The sequence below is a fragment of the Paenibacillus sp. sptzw28 genome, assembly GCF_019550795.1.
Classification (GTDB): Bacteria; Bacillota; Bacilli; order Paenibacillales; family Paenibacillaceae; genus Paenibacillus_Z.
Genome location: NZ_CP080545.1, coordinates 635,088 through 652,609, shown reverse-complemented (window position 1 = coordinate 652,609; position 17,522 = coordinate 635,088). Strand labels below are relative to the sequence as shown.

General features: G+C 51.3%; 16 protein-coding genes. 7 read left to right on the top strand and 9 right to left on the bottom strand.

Features of this window, described 5'->3' with window-relative positions; all coding sequences use genetic code 11:
• Nucleotides 1-129: 129 nt before the first annotated feature.
• Entirely contained in the window at nt 130-765 is a 636-nt protein-coding gene (locus KZ483_RS03050) for a DsbA family oxidoreductase (RefSeq protein ID WP_220353232.1), read from the top strand.
• 15 nt (nt 766-780) lie between these two features.
• Here the strand turns inward: KZ483_RS03050 and KZ483_RS03045 are convergent, their stop codons facing one another.
• On the bottom strand, nt 781-1,548 hold the full coding sequence (locus KZ483_RS03045; RefSeq protein WP_397376146.1) for a serine/threonine-protein kinase: 768 nt from the start codon (nt 1,546-1,548) through the stop codon (nt 781-783).
• A gap of 126 nt (nt 1,549-1,674) precedes the next feature.
• On the opposite strand from KZ483_RS03045, the gene KZ483_RS03040 reads away from it, so the two are divergent.
• Nucleotides 1,675-2,778, top strand: a complete 1,104-nt coding sequence (locus KZ483_RS03040; RefSeq protein ID WP_258881517.1) for an ATP-binding protein — start codon at nt 1,675-1,677, stop codon at nt 2,776-2,778.
• Nucleotides 2,779-2,887: 109 nt separating this feature from the next.
• Here the strand turns inward: KZ483_RS03040 and KZ483_RS03035 are convergent, their stop codons facing one another.
• A complete protein-coding gene (locus KZ483_RS03035) occupies nt 2,888-4,525 on the bottom strand; it encodes a rhamnogalacturonan acetylesterase (protein WP_220351307.1) in 1,638 nt (545 codons plus the stop codon).
• A 337-nt stretch (nt 4,526-4,862) separates the two neighbouring features.
• Here KZ483_RS03035 and KZ483_RS03030 point away from each other — a divergent pair, with 337 nt between their 5' ends.
• The 4 genes from KZ483_RS03030 (at nt 4,863) to KZ483_RS03015 (ending at nt 9,863) form a co-directional block, all read left to right on the top strand.
• On the top strand, nt 4,863-6,797 hold the full coding sequence (locus KZ483_RS03030) for a rhamnogalacturonan lyase (protein ID WP_220351306.1): 1,935 nt from the start codon (nt 4,863-4,865) through the stop codon (nt 6,795-6,797).
• Between the two features lie 146 nt (nt 6,798-6,943).
• Complete coding sequence (locus KZ483_RS03025) at nt 6,944-7,471, top strand: class I SAM-dependent methyltransferase (RefSeq protein ID WP_220351305.1); 528 nt, start codon at nt 6,944-6,946, stop codon at nt 7,469-7,471.
• A 225-nt stretch (nt 7,472-7,696) separates the two neighbouring features.
• The gene (locus KZ483_RS03020; RefSeq protein ID WP_220351304.1) at nt 7,697-9,466 is read left to right on the top strand and encodes a glycoside hydrolase family 13 protein; all 1,770 of its coding nucleotides are present in this window, start codon (nt 7,697-7,699) and stop codon (nt 9,464-9,466) included.
• Nucleotides 9,467-9,497: 31 nt separating this feature from the next.
• A complete protein-coding gene (locus KZ483_RS03015; protein WP_309568634.1) occupies nt 9,498-9,863 on the top strand; it encodes a substrate-binding domain-containing protein in 366 nt (121 codons plus the stop codon).
• 133 nt (nt 9,864-9,996) lie between these two features.
• Here KZ483_RS03015 and ytvI read toward each other — a convergent pair whose 3' ends face one another.
• Entirely contained in the window at nt 9,997-11,043 is a 1,047-nt protein-coding gene (ytvI, locus tag KZ483_RS03010; protein ID WP_220351302.1) for a sporulation integral membrane protein YtvI, read from the bottom strand.
• Nucleotides 11,044-11,151: 108 nt separating this feature from the next.
• Complete coding sequence (locus KZ483_RS03005; protein ID WP_220351301.1) at nt 11,152-12,453, bottom strand: hemolysin family protein; 1,302 nt, start codon at nt 12,451-12,453, stop codon at nt 11,152-11,154.
• A gap of 249 nt (nt 12,454-12,702) precedes the next feature.
• On the opposite strand from KZ483_RS03005, the gene KZ483_RS03000 reads away from it, so the two are divergent.
• Entirely contained in the window at nt 12,703-13,479 is a 777-nt protein-coding gene (locus KZ483_RS03000) for a DUF1836 domain-containing protein (RefSeq protein WP_220351300.1), read from the top strand.
• A gap of 166 nt (nt 13,480-13,645) precedes the next feature.
• Here the strand turns inward: KZ483_RS03000 and KZ483_RS02995 are convergent, their stop codons facing one another.
• From KZ483_RS02995 to nirD, 5 genes are all read right to left on the bottom strand, one after another.
• A complete protein-coding gene (locus KZ483_RS02995) occupies nt 13,646-14,470 on the bottom strand; it encodes an alpha/beta hydrolase family protein (RefSeq protein ID WP_220351299.1) in 825 nt (274 codons plus the stop codon).
• A gap of 143 nt (nt 14,471-14,613) precedes the next feature.
• Nucleotides 14,614-15,294 carry a DNA alkylation repair protein gene (locus tag KZ483_RS02990; RefSeq protein WP_220351298.1) on the bottom strand — a complete coding sequence of 227 codons (681 nt, stop codon included), beginning with the start codon at nt 15,292-15,294 and terminating at the stop codon, nt 14,614-14,616.
• Between the two features lie 203 nt (nt 15,295-15,497).
• The gene (gene cobA / locus KZ483_RS02985) at nt 15,498-16,256 is read right to left on the bottom strand and encodes a uroporphyrinogen-III C-methyltransferase (protein ID WP_220351297.1); all 759 of its coding nucleotides are present in this window, start codon (nt 16,254-16,256) and stop codon (nt 15,498-15,500) included.
• A 15-nt stretch (nt 16,257-16,271) separates the two neighbouring features.
• On the bottom strand, nt 16,272-17,105 hold the full coding sequence (locus KZ483_RS02980) for a uroporphyrinogen-III synthase (RefSeq protein ID WP_220351296.1): 834 nt from the start codon (nt 17,103-17,105) through the stop codon (nt 16,272-16,274).
• 72 nt (nt 17,106-17,177) lie between these two features.
• Nucleotides 17,178-17,513, bottom strand: coding sequence for a nitrite reductase small subunit NirD (gene nirD / locus KZ483_RS02975; RefSeq protein WP_220351295.1), 336 nt, complete (start codon nt 17,511-17,513; stop codon nt 17,178-17,180).
• Between the last annotated feature and the right edge of the window lie 9 nt (nt 17,514-17,522).

Sequence of the window (17,522 nt, the reverse complement as noted above, 5' to 3'; positions counted from 1 at the left end):
TGCGCCCTCCTTCTTATCATGATCAGGGTCTTAGCGAAGTGACTCCTATCCCCTAATTAACCCGTTTCATAAACCGGTAATCATGATAGAATTAGACCACCAATTCAATGCAGAGAGGAACAAACATTGATGCATATCGACCTTTATTCCGATGTTGTATGCCCTTGGTGCCGCATCGGCAAACAAAACCTGTCCCGCGCACTTGAACTGTGGGCAGAGAAAGGCGGCGAAGCGGTGACGGTCGCTTATCACGCTTATCTTCTGGATCCTGGCCTGCCTGAGGAAGGGCGTCCGTTTACGGATGTGATGGTTCGCAAATTGGGGGGAGAAAATGCGCTTAAGGAGGCGCTTGATCATGTGACCCGGGCGGGAGCCGCCGTCAGTCTCAACTTCCGGTTTGATAGGGTCAAGCGGATGCCGTCCACCCGGCTGGCGCACCGCTTTGTCGCGGTTGTGCCGGAGGAGCTGAAGGCTGCGGCTGTAGACGCGTTGTTCCGCGCTTACTTCGAAGAGGGCGTGGATATCGCGCAGATCAGTGCAATCGGGGCAATAGCGGCAGAGATTGGAGTAAACGAGAGGGATCTGCTTGCCCGCCTGCACAGCGGTGAAGGCCGCGAAGCATTGGAAGCCGATTTGGCGCAGGCGCGGCGAATGGGCATAACTGGCGTCCCGTTCTTTGTTGTTAATAACCGTTACGCGCTATCAGGCGCTTATCCTCCCGAGAAAATGCTTCAACTGATGGAGCGAGTGAGCAAAGGCGAATAAAGAAGCGGCCTGATTTCATGAGTGCGCGGAGCGGAATAACCGGTACCCTTTACGCACGCCGTTCAAAACCCACTCCGGGACGGGAACCGGATTATTTGACATAAGCGGCGAATAGAGATAGGAATAAGCTTTTTTCAAATCGTCCCACATACTGCATGGCTCGTATTTGAGGAAATCCGATACGTCGACGACAAGCCCCCTGCCTTCCGATACCATGACGTTCTTGCCGTGAACGTCATGCGGATAAAGACCTCTGGAGCGGGCGTAGTCAAGCGCGGCATCGATGTCGTCGATGACCTGCTGCGGAATCGTCAAGCCTTGGACAAGACATTGGTAGAACGTCTTGCCGCGAAGCTTCTTAAGAATCAGATAGCGAAGGTCTCCCCGCTGCCCTGCATGGCGGCAGCTTGAATAAGCGGGGTGCTCTCCGAGTTTTCTGTATACCTCCAGTTCATTTTCCCACCCGGGGCGGCCTGGCGCATACACCTTCACAACCTCGTCATGCAAATTGGGATGTGTAAATACGCCGGCATAATTGCCTGCACCCAGTTTGGTCCAATTCCCCGGCAGCTCTTTCACCAGCACCGGTTCTTCGGGCTGAACGCTCTCAAGCTCCAGTCCGGGTAGCAGCGTACGCTCCACCAAATCCGCAAGCTCGATACTGCTCGGTTCCATCGTCAAGCGCTGCAGCCCCTTCCATGTTATTGATACCTCATTGTAAAACGCGCGCCGGCAAAAATAAAGAAGGTATAAGCCTTCATCTATATCGTGCCAAATGTTCATTCATACTAAACCGCTCCTCATTTCATGCCTTTTCCTGATTTTACCGAAAGAGGCTTTACTTATCCATAGTTCATGGTATTATTTAATTACGTAATTACGTAATTTTAATGATATGAGGTGATGTTCTTGGAAGACGCCAGAGATTTAACCGCTGAGCTTGACCTGTTGAAACATCAAATGAACGACATGCAGAAACAGTTGAACCGGCTGCTCGTCCGCAAGAGCGCAAGGTATGAACAATCCGTCGTTACAGAAGCCGAAGCAGGCGAGACCGCCGCAGGCGCTATTTACTATTCGGGACATTTCAGGAATGACAGCAGCCGTTACAGGTGGGAGCCGCAGGAGCGGAATGTCCGCCAGCTAATCGATACGGACGGAGAGAAAGCGGCGAAGATATTAGCGGCACTCGGACACAAGCAGCGGGTTGATATTTTGCGCGCATTGCTGGGGAAGCCGCAGACAGGCGCCGAGCTGGTAGAGCTGCTCAATATGGGAACGACAGGTCAGCTGTATCACCATATTAAAGCGCTGGTCGGCGCCGACCTGCTGCAGCAGGAGGAACGCGGCGGCAAATATTCAATCGCTCAGCACCGCTCGCTTCCGATGCTTGTTCTGCTGGCCGCCGTATCCGATCTGCTCGATACAAGCGATTATATCGATATGACGGAAGTGCGGGGAAATGCCGGAGCCTACTTGGGGACCGCGCAGGGGAAATACGACTCCCACCTTCTGCTGTGGGCCGTGCTTGACAATTCGGTCCTTGAGCACAAGGCAGGCTACTGCAATGATGTACATGTATATATACACGATAACGCAGCCGTCACCGTTGCGGATAACGGCCGGGGCATTCCGACCAAACTGCTTGCCGGAACAGGCAAATCGGTCGTACAGACCGTCATGACGGATCTGGAACAGCTTACGACAAGAGGGGCATCCTTCACCGCTCCTGGCGGAGAGAAAGGAATAAGCATCGCCGTTGTAAACGCGCTGTCCCTTCAGCTTCATGTGGAGGTTCGAAGAGAGGGAACGATCCATCTGCAGAGCTATAAGCATGGTATTCCCCAAACGGAACTCCTGCCGGTCGGCGTTACGAATGAAACCGGAACAAGTGTGACCATCCGACCGGATCCTGAGCTGTTCACCGCGGAATTCGACTCTGCAGTCGTCAGCAGTCACATCGAGGAGCTTGCCGAGGCGTATCCGGATCTTTCGATCAGCCTGCACACCTGACCCTGCAGAGCCTCACAACTAATAGAGCGTCAGTCCGGAATGTGGTAAATAACATTCCGGACTGACGCTTGTTTACCAGATACTATTACCAATCCATCTCACGCGGGCATTAATTCGCGGGAAGGAGAAAAGCTTCAATCGGCAGGTGCAGGTCGCGCACACCATCGCTCACGAGCCTTGCAATTTGCTCCGCGCCGTATTCCTGGAAATGCGTATTGTCCTGAACGCCGTTCGGCCAGTTCGGATACACCCCTGGTTCAAGCCAGAAGAACAGCGACTTGGATTCCTCAATGCCTACCGTATTGTAATACGCGATGCTTCTCGCGTTTAAATCGAGCAGCGGCACGCCCTTCTCCGCCGCTACCTGCTTCATAGCGTCATAATAATCCGGGAAATCGTTCTTGAAAAGGCCTGCGCTGTCCCAGCTTCTACGTCCTACAGGAGTAATAAGGACCGGCTGGGCATGACGCTGCCTTGCCCCGTCAACGTACATCGCGAGGTACTGCTTATAAGTGGTATAAGGATCCGTATGCCGCTCCGGCACGCTGGATGCGTCATTATGCCCGAACTGAATGAACAAGTAATCATTCGGTCGAATTTCCGTCAGAATATTATCCAAACGCCCGTCCCTCACGAAGCTCTTGGAGCTTCTGCCCCCGATGGCTCTATTGGTAAAGGTGACGTCTTTGGTAAAATAATTTGCGATCTTTTGTCCCCAGCCGGCTTGAGGGTAGAAACGGGATGGATAGGTCATTACGGTTGAATCGCCTGCCAAATAAACATTCGGTACTTGACCCTGAACGCGATTCGGCAGCTTTGTCAGCACCAATGCGTTAATACGCGCATTCGCGCCTGCCAGTGTAAGGTTCAATTGACCGTCAATGATGGCGATCTTAAAGGAAACGGACGCGAACTGTCCTGCGGCTGAGGATACCGCCCGAGCTTTCGTTATCCCTTCCGCCGTCACATCCATAAGATTCGCTTCCGTTTGATCCCCCGCGATCAATGTAACCTGATAATCCCCGATGGGTAAATCGACATCAAAGGAAGTTCCGCCGGGCATCACAAAATCTCTGCGCAGGTTGTCAGGCGCCCCCCGGTCCTCAGAGGCAGCCTTGGTCGTGTCGGCAAAGCCGAATCGGCTGCCAATCGAATATTGCGTGTTATCCAAAACTTTCGTGTAACCGGGCTCGACCTGTCCCGGGCCAAAATCAAACTGATACACCTTTGAAATCTCGATGGCATTTACCGCCGGGTGCGAACCGCTAAAATGCAGATTCAGCTGGCCGTCTTCAATACGAACCTGAAAGCTCTCCTGATCGAACTGCCCAGCATCAGCCGAGAAATCCGCAGCGTGAACGGATTCGGCCGTTACACTCATCGACGACTGAGCCTCCGAATCGCCGGATATGATCGTAACTTGATATGAGTCATCAGGAAGATTGACCAGTAATGAGGTATCGGCCGGCAGACATAAATCGCCGCGAAGCATGTCCGGGCTGTCCCTGTTATAAGCACTCACCCTGGATATGTCAGTAAATCCGTAGCCAGCCGTCTCGTTGAAAGAAGCATTCGGGGGAAGCTGCGTATAACCGCCGGCCGCCCCTCCCGTCCCGCAATCAAATAATAACAGTGATTTCTTGAAGGGAGCGCCCTCCGCAGTCTGAACGAAGGATTCGAAGCTTCCAGTACCAACGACAAGTAACAGCAATCCGATTGTCGCGATCCTTTTTATTAATTTATTCATCCCATTATTCCCCTCCCCGTGTAATATTGGCCTTACTCTCAAGTGAAGAAAAAATGTCGCCCCCTTCTCCTCATCCTTGAATACCAGTTTAGGCAAAGCCGGATTTTCCATCAATAAGAACTTCTTGCAGCTGCTAATTCAAAGACTGATCTTCTCCGGCCCCCAGCCAGCCCCCCGCAGCCCGGTGCTTGTATTTTTTTGTCCGTTTAACACTTTGTTGGCTGCAAAAAAATTCAAACCGGTAAAATATCTCCTATTTACGAAAAGGCTTCCATAATTTACGTTAGTTTTGCCGCACATAGATTGTGGCATTACGTACCCCTAAGGAGGATAAGTGATGAAGAAGAAAGGTCATAAGACGCCGTGGCGGCGGAGGGCCGTCGTAACCGGAGTCTGCCTGCTCGCATCGCTGCAGCTCATTCTGGTCAGCGCTCCTATGAAAGCGATTGCAGAATCAAGCTCTATCACACTGGACACGACTGAGGGTAAAAGGCAGATGGAGTTTTTGGACCGCGGATTGACAGCGGTAAAAACGGACAACGGCGTATTTGTAAGCTGGCGGCTGCTTGGCACGGATCCCAAGCAAATTTCCTTCAACTTATACCGGGACGGAGTGAAGCTGAATACGGCGGCTATTACCGCCTCGACAAACTTCCTCGATGCGGAAGGGACGACCTCATCCAGCTATACCGTCGGACCCGTATGGGGCGGCAGGGAGCACAAACAATCGGAACCGGCTTCCGTATGGGGGCAAGCCTATCGCGACGTTCCTCTCCAGAAGCCTTCGGACGGCGTAACTCCCGACGGTTTAACTTACACATACAGGGCGAACGACGCAAGCGTCGGAGATCTGGACGGAGATGGAAAATACGAATTGGTCGTCAAGTGGGATCCGTCCAATGCCAAGGATAATGCCCACGACGGGTTTACCGGGCCGGTCTATATCGACGCTTATAAAATGGACGGATCGTTCCTGTGGAGAATCGACCTGGGACGGAATATTCGCGCCGGAGCACATTATACGCAATTCATGGTCTATGATTTGGACGGAGACGGCAAAGCGGAGGTTGCCTTCAAGACGGCCGACGGCACCATTGATGGCACCGGGAAAGTGATCGGAGATGCGAATGCCGATTACCGGAATTCAGCCGGCCGGGTTCTGTCAGGGCCTGAGTTCTTGACCCTGTTCGAAGGCATGACCGGAAAGGAACTGGTTTCCATTCCTTATAATCCTCCGCGCGGCAAGGTCACCGATTGGGGAGACGGCTACGGAAACCGCGTTGACCGGTTTCTGGCAGGCATCGCTTATTTGGACGGAAAGCACCCAAGCCTGATTATGGCCCGCGGGTACTACACTCGGACGGTTGTCGCCGCGTATAATTGGCGCGAGGGTCAGCTCTCCGAAGTATGGACATTCGACTCCAATACACCCGGATTCTCCGGATACGCCGGTCAAGGGAACCATAACCTGAGTGTGGCTGACGTGGACGGAGACGGCAAGGACGAGATCATATACGGCGCCTGTGCGATTGACAACAACGGCCAGGGCTTGTATACAACAGGACTGGGACACGGCGATGCCATGCATCTGGGGGATCTCGATCCGAACAGACCCGGGATGGAGGTCTTCCAGGTCCATGAATCAAGATCAGCTGCATATGGCCTCGAATTCCGCGACGCAGACAGCGGAGAAACCATTTGGGGCCTGTTCACCGGTAGAGATACGGGACGCGGCATGTCTGCCGATATCGATCCCCGCTTTCCGGGCGAAGAAGTATGGGCTTCCGGCGGACATGGGCTATTCAGCGCGACCGGTGTCAAGATTAGCGGTGTCCAGCCGAATTCCATCAATTTCGGAATCTGGTGGGACGGTGATCTTCAGCGCGAGCTGCTCGACCATACTTGGGACCCGGCAGCCGTCACCGGCGTAGGCAAAATCGAAAAGTGGGATTATATGAACAACCAGGCTGTGCCTTTATTGATTGCGGACGGGACGCTCTCGAACAATCACACGAAGGGCACCCCGAACCTTCAGGCCGATTTGCTCGGAGACTGGCGGGAGGAAGCGGTATGGCGGACCGCGGACAGTACGGCGCTGCGAATATATACAACGACGGACATAACGCAATACCGTCTGCCTACTCTGATGCACGATCCGGTATACCGCCTCGGTATAGCTTGGCAGAACGTAGCCTACAATCAGCCGCCGCATACGAGTTATTACCTGGGTGAGGGAATGACGTTTCCTCCGGTTCCGGCAATCGCGAATTAATTACCTTATCGATACTTTACGGCTGCCGGGATCCGGCGGCCTTTTGTATTTCTTGGCTTCGCCTGAGCAAACAGTATCTTTTGATAGACTCGTCGCGATTTATTAAGATAAATAAAACGAAAGTAAAACAGGAGAGATCAATCAAGATGAAACAAAATAAATATGATGATGTGAATTTCTTTTCAGCCTATGAACAAATGTCCAGGTCAGTCAAAGGACTTGAAGGAGCGGGAGAATGGCATGCATTGAAAGCGCTAATACCGGATCTGCGAAATAAAAGTGTACTTGATTTAGGCTGCGGTTTCGGCTGGCACTGCCGATATGCCCGAGAGCAGCAAGCAAGTTCTGTGACAGGTGTCGATATTTCCGAAAAAATGCTTCAAAAGGCTCGTGAAATGACGGATGACCCCTTGATTTCTTATTTAAAAATGGCAATTGAAGACATCAACTTTGCAGACTCTCAATTTGATGTGGTTATCAGTTCCTTGGCTTTTCATTATATGGAGTCGTTTGAATCCATTTGCACAAAAGTCTATCGTTTGCTGGCGGCAGAGGGCTCCATAACAGCAGTGAAGGAACCTATCCCATCTGATGAAATGCTGAAAAATATTCCGGAAATGAAAGATGAAATCCGAAGACCTATGTTCTTAATAATCTCAGCGGAAAAGAAGTAGCTCGCTTCTTCTGTTTCGGAAGATGGTCCAAATCAACCTCCGGAAGATCGAAATTATAACCGGAATATAACGGCGGCTATCTGTTCATTTCCAGCGGGCGATGGTACAATGAGACTACATATAAAAGGCCATGTTACCTGAAGGTACAACCTCGAGATACTCACGGGGTTGTGCCTTTTTTACTTACCGGCTTCCTGGTCTTAAATTAACCAAGGAGTGATGAGCTTGCTGCTTGAAGCCATTTACCACCGTCCGAAACAAAACTGGTCGTATGCTTACGACAGTGAGACCGTCCACCTGCGGGTGCGCACGAAGAAAGGCGATGTCGACTCGGTCAAAGCCGTCGCCGGCGACAAATACGCCTGGGATGACACGGTGAACAAAGTGCCGATGCGTTTATTTGCCTCGGACTCGCTGTTCGATTATTGGGAAGCGGCCGTCAAGCCGCCTTACCGCAGACTGCGTTACGCGTTTCAACTGGAGAAAGGCCGGCACAAGCTGTGGATGACCGAGCGCGGCTTCGTCTCCAAGCAGCCGGATAATCCGCTGCAATTTTTCGATTTTCCATTCATCAATCCCATCGATGTGTTCGAGCCTCCGGCTTGGGTAAAGGATGCCGTTTTCTATCAAATTTTCCCGGAGCGGTTTGCAAACGGCGACCTGTCGAACGACCTGGAAGGCACCGAACCGTGGGGCGGCTCGCCGACTCGAGACAATTTCTTCGGAGGCGACCTGCAGGGGGTACTGAATAAGCTCGACTACTTGTCGGAGCTCGGCATTAACGCCATTTATTTCTGCCCGATCTTCGAAGCCACGACCAACCATAAATACGACACCGCCGATTATATGAAGGTTGATCCGCATTTCGGCACGAACGGGAAACTCAAGGAACTCGTCGACGCCTGTCACCGGCTAGGTATCCGCGTGCTGCTCGATGCCGTGTTCAACCATGCCGGCAAAACGTTTCCCCCTTTCGTTGACGTCCTCGAGAAAGGGGCCGAGTCGGAATATGCAGACTGGTTCCACGTGCGCGACTGGCCGCTGCGCGTAGAGAACGGTATCCCGACATACGAGACGTTCGCATTCGAGCCGATCATGCCTAAGCTGAACACCGAGCATCCGGACGTGAAGGACTATTTGCTAAGCGCGGCGCGCTATTGGACCCAGGAAATCGGCATTGACGGCTGGCGGCTTGACGTTGCCAACGAAGTCGACCATCAGTTCTGGCGCGAATTCCGCCAAACAATCAAGGACGTAAACCCTGACGCCTACATTCTCGGAGAAATATGGAACGATTCGATCATGTGGCTGCAGGGGGATCAGTTCGATGCCGTAATGAACTATCCCTTCACCGATGCAGTGCTGGATTACGCCGCGTACGGCAAACTGGACGGAGCCGGTCTTGCCGATGCAATCGGCGCGCAGCTCGGCGGCTATCCCCGTCAGGTGGGCGAAGCCGCCTTCAACCTGCTGGGCAGCCATGATACTCCTCGGCTGCTTACGATTTGCGGCGGGGACGAGCGCCGGATGAAGCTGGCCGCGCTCTTCCAGCTTACCTACCCCGGCGTCCCCTGCATTTACTACGGAGACGAGATCGGCCTGGACGGCGGACAGGACCCGGACTGCCGTAAATGTATGGTCTGGGACGAGCGGGAGCAGAACGGCGAGCTGCTACACTTCTACCGTACGCTCATATCGCTGCGCAACCAAAATCCTTCACTTCGGTCGATGGACATTCGTTTTCTCCATGCCAAAGAAAAGGATAAGGCCGTTGTGTACGAGCGCATCTGCGGCGAGAGCGGCGAGCGGTTCATCATTGCGATGAACGCCGGCAAAAGCGGCCGTAAGCTGGAGGTTCCGGCGGCGAAAGGCACGTGGCAGAATGTTTTCACCGGTGAAACGGTGAAAACGAAAGCAGGCGAGCTCGCCATGAAGCTTGAGGGGTACGGATTTGCCGTATTTAAGCGATTGGACGCCCCAGCGGCGAAAATATAACGGATCACACCTATACGTACAACTGCCGAATTTGGTTGTATCACAGGACCGGCTGACCGGTTACAAAAAAGCGCTCTCAGAAGCCAAGCTGCCAGCCCGCGAGGAATGGATCGTCGAGGGCGAGCAGCTGCAGGAGCGCGGATTTTTCGTTATGTCCAATCTTATGAGTCTGCCTGAACGGCCGACCGCGCTGGTCGTATACGTCGACCTTCTCGCTTTCAGCGTTCTGCGCGGGCTTACAGAGCTTGGATACAGCGTTCCGGGCGATATCAGCATCGTAAGCTTCAACAATATACCGTTGTCCGAGCTTGCCTCAACGCCGATCAGCTCGATTGACACCGGTTCCTACAAACCGTATCTAATCGACGCCATCGCCGGCAATTGCGGACATTTATAGCCGTTACACTCGAAAAAGAACAACCACCGGGCTTCATCTCCAAACCCGGTGGTTGTTCTTGGCAGGGCATCACATTTATTGCGTATACGTTCGCTCGGGGAGGAAACGCTATCCGGCGTGCCATCAAAGCTTCTTATTCAAGTTTAATCTGGATTTTTAATAGGTCTGCTTTTCTCATCGCCTGAAAAACAATAACGACGAGCGGGCCCAAAAACAGACCGATCACACCGATCAGTTGAAATCCGATATACAAACTCACAAGTGCAGAAATGGAACCGATTCCTACGGAGTGGCCAAGTACCTTCGGTTCCACGATGCGGCGAATAATCGTAATAACGATAAACAGGATTAGCAGTCCAACGCCCATATAGGGATCGTCTGTCATGAAATTATATACAGCCCACGGCACCAACACCGAACCGACACCAAGTATGGGGAGTACATCTACGATAACGACGAGCAATGAAATAGCAAGCGGATACTCCATCTGCATAATCACCAGACCAGCCAATGTGATAGTATACGTAATGAAGCTCAGTATCATTTGCGCTTTGATGAATCCGAGCACCGAACGATGCAGGCTTTTAAGAACATGCTCCATTTTGTGCCTGGATGCTTTTTCGAAAAGCGCAAGGAAAGTGCTCTTCAGGCGAGGGAGATGATAGCTGAATAAATACAGAGCAACAATAAACACCAAAAAAAAGATAAACATATTCGGGACCATTTTAATTACTCCTAGAAAAATGCCCGAAACGGATGAAATACCCGTTTTGGCAGCTTCCACAAAGCTCGACGCCAAATTACTTAAACCGGTCTGAAGCTGTTCCGCCGTTCCTGGATCAAGAGTTTGATAAAACAGCTCCGTTCGAGTGATTGCGTTATTTATATATACATTCAGCTCATTGATAAAACCGGGAATGTTTCCCCAAAAATCACGCAGCTGGGCGAACACCTTCACACCAAGAAAAACAAACCCTCCCAACAACCCCAGGAAAAAAATCGTACAGGTAACAGTTGAAGCGGCTAAACGATTCATTCGGGCATATTTCATGATCAAACTGTTGACAGGTTCTAATAGTATAGCCGCTAGAAAAGCAAGTAAAAATGGCGATCCTATAGTGAATATAGCGAAAAGCAGGATCAAGCAAACGGCAAAAAATATTAATGACTTAGCAGCCATGACATCCCTCTTTCGCATAAACTTGGCCACAGGATTCGGGTTAAGCACAACCAGTTGTCCCGAGTAAGCATGTCTTCACTTTATGAATTAATAATCGGTTTAATACATTTAATGTTTGATATCATCATCCCGCTTTATGATTTCGATTTTTCGGATGCGGTGATTTTCTTTATTCTTCACAATAAAAGTCAAATTCTTGTATCGCCACTCGCTTCCATTCTTTAACTCTGCATTTTGACCGTACAGCCATCCTCCAATCGTGCCCGAGGTATTGCTGTCTATATCGGAATTTAACAGGTCGTTGACGTGCGTAATCGAAACTTTTCCGTCGACGATGAGGTGGTTGTCACTGACTTTTTCGATCGGCTGATTCTCTTCGGTATCGAATTCATCGCGAATTTCCCCAACAATCTCTTCCAATATATCTTCGATTGTAATGATCCCGGACGTACCGCCGTACTCGTCCGCCAGGACAGCCATTTGGACTCGCTCCTGCTGCATTTTGCGCAGAAGTGTCTTTACCGGCATTGACTCCGATACTGTCATTACCGGATGGAGCAAGTCGGAAATTTTGAGATTCGGGTTGTCGTCGTGATGCAGAAAAAATTGTTTCGTATTCATCATTCCAACGATATGGTCCTTGTTATCCTTTACCACCGGAAAACGGGTGTATTGCTCGTCTTTAATAATTTGAAGGTTTTCTTTCATTGAATGATCCAGGTACAAACAGACCATGTCGGTCCGGGGAACCATAATTTCCCGGGCCAGCAAATCGTCGAAAGCAAAAATCCGCTTCACATAGCCGTATTCGGATTTATTGATTTTTCCGCTTTCGTAACTCTCCGACAAAATAATTCGCAGCTCTTCCTCCGAGTGGGCCTCCTCATGCTCTTTAGCCGGCTTCATCCCGAATAAACGGATCAGGTAATTGGCGGATCCATTCAATAACCAAATGAACGGGTACATGATTTTATAGAAAAATATAATGGGTCGAGCGGTCATTAGAGCGACCTGTTCAGCTTTTTGGATCGCAACGGTTTTCGGCGCAAGTTCGCCGAGTACGACGTGCAGATACGTAATTAACAGGAAGGCAATGATAAAAGACAGGAAAGATACAGCCTCTCCCGGGAGATGCAATGGCTCGAGAACGGGATGCAGCAGCTTTTCGACAGTCGGCTCCCCAAGCCAACCGAGTCCAAGCGCAGTGATCGTTATGCCGAGCTGGCACGCCGACAAATAACCGTCCAAATTGCTGATGACCTTTTTAACAGCGATAGCATTTTTGCGATTTTCAAGCACCAGTTGATCGATACGGCTGGATCGAATCTTTACGATAGCGAATTCGGTCGCTACGAAAAATGCGGTGGCAATAATCAACAGAGCCACTAGAATTAAATTAGTAGCAATCATTCTTTTCTCCTATTCGAATGAATAATTTAATGAACATTCCTGAGTAAAGTTCATATGAACCTATAATATTATTTATTGAATTTATATGCAAAGCTTATATTCATCCTTAAAAGCCGAAAAACCGAGAATTATCGCCGTACGAGCCGCCCAGGAAGGATATTCTTCTTTTCTTTACACTCTTTGACATTCTTATAATAAAGTCTTACGATTAGTTCAAATGAGCTTATATTTGGATTGGGAGGTTCGCCTATGGATACATTTTATTTAACAAGAAATCAAATGGGCGCCCTGCTTTTATCATTAAGAGGTGTAACGGAAAAAACACCACTCGCGACGTTACAGGAAGCATGGGTGAAATCGCATAAAACGGATGTCGAACACGGCAAGTCGCTTGGAGCTTTTATCTCCACCTCGCTGCCGCCCGTTTTTGAGAAAATCATCAAATTGAAACAAACCAATGACGGGTTTTCACTTGCGGATATTGTTGCTCTGGGAAATCAAATTGAATACACTCATTTTTCCATCACATCCGTACAAAATTGGGTAAAGAGGGACTTCAAAGACCTGATCAGCCCGCCCAGAATAGGCAAGAAGTATTCCATCGATCAAACGGCCATTTTGTTCATCATTGACGATTTGAAGGCTACCCTCGACTTCGAGTCGATCCGGAAGCTGTTGACGCTCGTTTTCAACGACCCGCAACATGAGACCGGCGATTTGATCAGCCCGCTTTACTTGTATAAAGCGTATTCTTCGATATTTGAGGAACTTGACCAAAACAACGACCAAGTACTCGACCTGTCCGGTCACGAAAGCGGAAAACGGAATCATGATCATATGTTGGAGAATTTGATCAAGCGAAGGGTGGACGAGTTTGCTGGCACACTGGAAGAATTAAATGTCGAGCAGAGGAAGGTGGTCAGCAACACCATTTTCATTGCGATGGTATCGGTGCAGACATCGTATTTTCAGTCTTTGGCGAAACGATTTTTGAATGCTACGTTATTTTTGCAAAGGTTAAATTAAGGTTTAGGGAAAACGCTGGGACACGATTGTCGACTGGTTCAAATATTGTTTGAAAATGAACCGGGTTATGGCTTGCCAGTCGCATCCGCTAACATTGGTTGGACAAGACAAAACGCGCCCTTTTTCACACCTGCCAGGTTTGAAGAAGGGCGCGTTTTGGTGTGGTTCATATCGTCCAATAGCTCCAGTCCTCGCGGCGTTTGCGGGTGGCATCCACCCACAGGAGCGTAGCTTCAAAGAGTTGTTCTCTGGAATCCTTCGAGGAAAAGGTATGGTCGCCCTGCAAAATCACTTCTTTATCGCAGCCGCCTTCCTTGCGCAGCCAAAACATTTTCTGATACAGGAAGCAGTAATCAACGGGAATGACGGTGTCCGCCGTCCCATGCACGACAAGCACATCCCCTCTGTAGCCCTGAAGCTCGGTAAGCGGCTGGAACTTGGCCAGTGAATCGGTAAACCGCTTCGTGAATTCGTAATGCATATATTCGCTCTTGCCCTTGGTCTCGATTTCCTCGATCGCCTTCGTACCGATAATATTGCGGATGTCCATGAAAGGATGCGCAACCGGCGCCCAGAGGACCAGCGACTTCACGCGTGAATCGCGCGCCGCGGTTAGAACCGCTACCGCCCCACCCAAGCTGTGGCCGACCAGTATGATCCGTTCCGGATCGACCAAATCCAGATTGTACGCGTAGTCAATGACCGTTCTTGTCTGCTCGATCAACTCATCCAGCCCGCCGCTGCCGTAGTCGCCGGTGCTCTCTCCGCATCCGCCGTAATCGAAACGCAGCACAAGATATCCTTTGGAGATTAACCGGTCGGCCGCCTCTACAAAAAGTCTGTCGGTCCCGATCCGGTTCCCGATAAAGCCGTGGCATATAATGATAAGCGGATATTTAACCGCCCTGCTTTCTTCATGATCCAATACCGGGTACTGCAGCACTCCGGATAAGAGCAGCTGCCCGCTCTTGATGGTAATGGGATGATTCATATACCGGCACCACCTTATTCCCTATAATTCCTACCTACTTTGTTGGAATTAAGAATACCATGGTTTAAAGCGGCCGTCAAACGTGATTTTTGACAATACGGTCCATCATGCTGCAGAATTATGGCGAAAGCGTTCACCTGGCTTCAGGCTTCAGAACCGATTCGTTTGAGCGCTTCCCTTACGCTTAGTGGCGACAATTCAGTCTCCCGGACGAACTGTCTGACAGCCTCGGCGTCTGTCTTACCGTATTCACGCAGCGCCCACCCGATCGCTTTACGGATGAAGAAATCTTTCTCTCCTGCACAGCGTCTTATAAAAGAGAATAGCAGCTCCCTATCGGTCCTTCCTTTGTACCCGAGCTGAAACAATAACGCACTCCGGCGCAGCCACAGGTTGTCCGACTCGATCCAGCGATGGGCATGAGCCGGGACCAGTTCAGGGTATCGGGTGAACAAAGAACCGACCAGATGCCCTGCAATCAAATCGACCGTATCCCACCATGGTTTTGTCGTAATCAGAATTTCGAGCAGCTTGGCTTGTGACGGCGCCGCTTCCTCCAGCCGCTTCTCCAGCAGCTGCATGGCCGTGTATTGAAACTCACGCTCCGGCAGAGCCCACAGCTTCAGCGCGACTTCCTCCAACTCTTCGCCTGAGGGTACGCCGTTCCCCTTGATAAATTGCTTCGTCAGCGCCGCCCGCTCAGGGTTCTTAATGCCCAGAAACGGAAACTGATTACGCATATAAGCTGACATCGGCTCTGCCGCAGCGGCATTCTCATGGGTACGAAGCCATTCCTCCAGCCTTCCGGCATACGTAGTATTCATCCCTACCCCTCCCCGACAGCAGTATGAACTAATATTAACAACCCTTCGCAATGATGGAAAGAAACAAAAAAACCGCCTGCGTTCAGACCGAACCGGCAGGCGGACTCAAAAGTTTGGGATTGTTCAGGATGATGCGATGATGCGATGAAAAACATACAATTTGGAGATCTGTGTCACTTTACGAAAAATCGCATAAAGATCCATTATGCAATAACAGCCTCGACCTTGCGCCATTCAAGCTTGTCTCGCATTGTGACGACCGGGCCGATGACGATGGCGACCGGGCTTGAGAGCCGGGAAGTATCGGGATTGTCGATTATATCGGCCAGAGTGCCGATTACAGTTTGCTGCTCGTCGCGAGTCCCGCTTTGAATGAGCGCAATCGGCGTTTCGGCGGCTTTTCCGTTGTCAAGCAGCTGCTGCGTAATGTAAGGGAGCTGCTGCAAGCCCATGAGCACAACAAGCGTTTCCGCACCGGCCGCCCATGCCCAATCGACACATGCGCTGTCTTTATCGACACACTCATGGCCAGTTATGACCGCGAATGACGCGGCCAGCTTGCGGTGCGTGACCGGAATACCTGCGTAGGCCGGCGCTGCGATGCAAGAGGAAATACCCGGAACGATTTCAAACTCAATGCCCCGCTCGGCCAGGTGAGCGGCTTCTTCGCCGCCGCGGCCGAAAACAAACGGGTCGCCGCCTTTGAGACGTGTAACGGTTAAACCGCGCATGGCACGGTCAGCGATCAGCGCATTAATGTCATCCTGCTTCATCGTGTGATGACCCGAAGCTTTGCCGACATAGAGAAGCTCTGTGTCCGGCTGCGCCTCTTTAACCAGTTCTTCGGATACCAGCCTGTCATATATGATAACATCAGCAAGCCGTATCGTTTCAAGCCCCCGGACCGTTATGAGCTTCGGATCTCCCGGGCCCGCGCCGGTCAAGTAAACTTTACCGTTCATGCGCCTCACACTCCTCTAAAGCTCGTCGGTTTCCGAACCGTCACCGCCGCCGTCAAAATATTTGCTCATGGCGACAACCATGCTGCCCATTCGTTCTTCTTCGGGGAACAAGACCCTTTCAATACCTTCCTCCTGGAGCGCTTCCGCGGTCACCTTACCGACAGCTACGGCAAGCACGCTGCCCGCAAACGCATCCCGCACCGCTTCCAGCTTGCCCATACGAGCAGCGCAGCCCATCACATATCGGACCTGCACTGTGCTGGTGAGAGTCACGGCATCGACCTCTCCGCTCACAATCTCGTCGATTAGCTTCTCCACTACATCGCCTTCCGGCGGAATATGCCTGTAGGGCAGCAGCTCCTCGCAGTGTGCGCCGCGGTTTACCAGTGCGCCTGTAAGTCGCGGAGCCGGATCGCCATACAGCTGAAGCGCGACACGGCTGCCTTTCAGATCATACGGCTCAAGCGCCCGCAGCAGACCGGCTGTGGTACCGTCGTCGTCACGAACCTCCGGCGTCAAGCCGATTTTGCGCAGCGCGTTGACCGTCTTGTAGCCCCGCGCGGCAAGACGCATTCGGCCAAGCGCGTCCAGAAACCGATCCGACAGTCCCAGATTTGCCGCTGTTTGCAGCAGCGCCTCTGTACCGACTCCCGTTGTGAGCACGAGCCAGTCGGCGGGAAAATCGATAAGCTCTTTAAGCTGCGCTTCGATTTGCGTATCATCGAGAAAGACTGTTCCTTGTGCAGGCCGCGTTACGGCCGTGCCTCCGAACTTGGCAATCATTCGACTGAGCTCATCCGCTTTGCGCGGTCCGGTTACGGCTATGATTTTGCCTTCCAAACGAGCCATGACCGGCCGCCTCCTTGGTGTCATTGGTGTCAATCGTTCATTCGTGCGTCAATAACGCTTCAGCCTTCCTGCTTACGACACTTTCGTCTCGGCCGGGGCGCCAATGGTCAGTACCACATTGCCGCTTGCGTCAACCGTGATCGGAAATGTCCTCACGCAGCCCTCATCGGGAGCCTGCACCAGTCCGTCATGAAGATCGATCTTCCAATCATGAAGCGGACAGTATACATGATGATCGCAGACCATCCCTTCCGACAGTTTACCATTTTTGTGCGGGCAAAGGTTCTCTACCGCTTTAACTTCGCCGTCCGACAGCTTGAACAGCGCAAGCTCCAATTCTCCTAATCGAAATACGCGTCCGCGCCGTTCCGGGAATTCCGAAATATGACCGACAATGACTTCATTCATGTCTTCCTT

Bases quoted from the DNA above. Each gene is read 5' to 3' on its own strand.
- KZ483_RS03050 (WP_220353232.1), top strand. From the start codon at position 130: ATGCATATCGACCTTTATTCCGATGTTGTATGCCCTTGGTGCCGCATC.
- KZ483_RS03045 (WP_397376146.1), bottom strand. From the start codon at position 1,548: ATGAACATTTGGCACGATATAGATGAAGGCTTATACCTTCTTTATTTT.
- KZ483_RS03035 (WP_220351307.1), bottom strand. From the start codon at position 4,525: ATGAATAAATTAATAAAAAGGATCGCGACAATCGGATTGCTGTTACTT.
- KZ483_RS03030 (WP_220351306.1), top strand. From the start codon at position 4,863: ATGAAGAAGAAAGGTCATAAGACGCCGTGGCGGCGGAGGGCCGTCGTA.
- KZ483_RS03025 (WP_220351305.1), top strand. From the start codon at position 6,944: ATGAAACAAAATAAATATGATGATGTGAATTTCTTTTCAGCCTATGAA.
- ytvI (WP_220351302.1), bottom strand. From the start codon at position 11,043: ATGGCTGCTAAGTCATTAATATTTTTTGCCGTTTGCTTGATCCTGCTT.
- KZ483_RS03005 (WP_220351301.1), bottom strand. From the start codon at position 12,453: ATGATTGCTACTAATTTAATTCTAGTGGCTCTGTTGATTATTGCCACC.
- KZ483_RS03000 (WP_220351300.1), top strand. From the start codon at position 12,703: ATGGATACATTTTATTTAACAAGAAATCAAATGGGCGCCCTGCTTTTA.
- KZ483_RS02995 (WP_220351299.1), bottom strand. From the start codon at position 14,470: ATGAATCATCCCATTACCATCAAGAGCGGGCAGCTGCTCTTATCCGGA.
- KZ483_RS02990 (WP_220351298.1), bottom strand. From the start codon at position 15,294: ATGAATACTACGTATGCCGGAAGGCTGGAGGAATGGCTTCGTACCCAT.
- cobA (WP_220351297.1), bottom strand. From the start codon at position 16,256: ATGAACGGTAAAGTTTACTTGACCGGCGCGGGCCCGGGAGATCCGAAG.
- KZ483_RS02980 (WP_220351296.1), bottom strand. From the start codon at position 17,105: ATGGCTCGTTTGGAAGGCAAAATCATAGCCGTAACCGGACCGCGCAAA.
- nirD (WP_220351295.1), bottom strand. From the start codon at position 17,513: ATGAATGAAGTCATTGTCGGTCATATTTCGGAATTCCCGGAACGGCGC.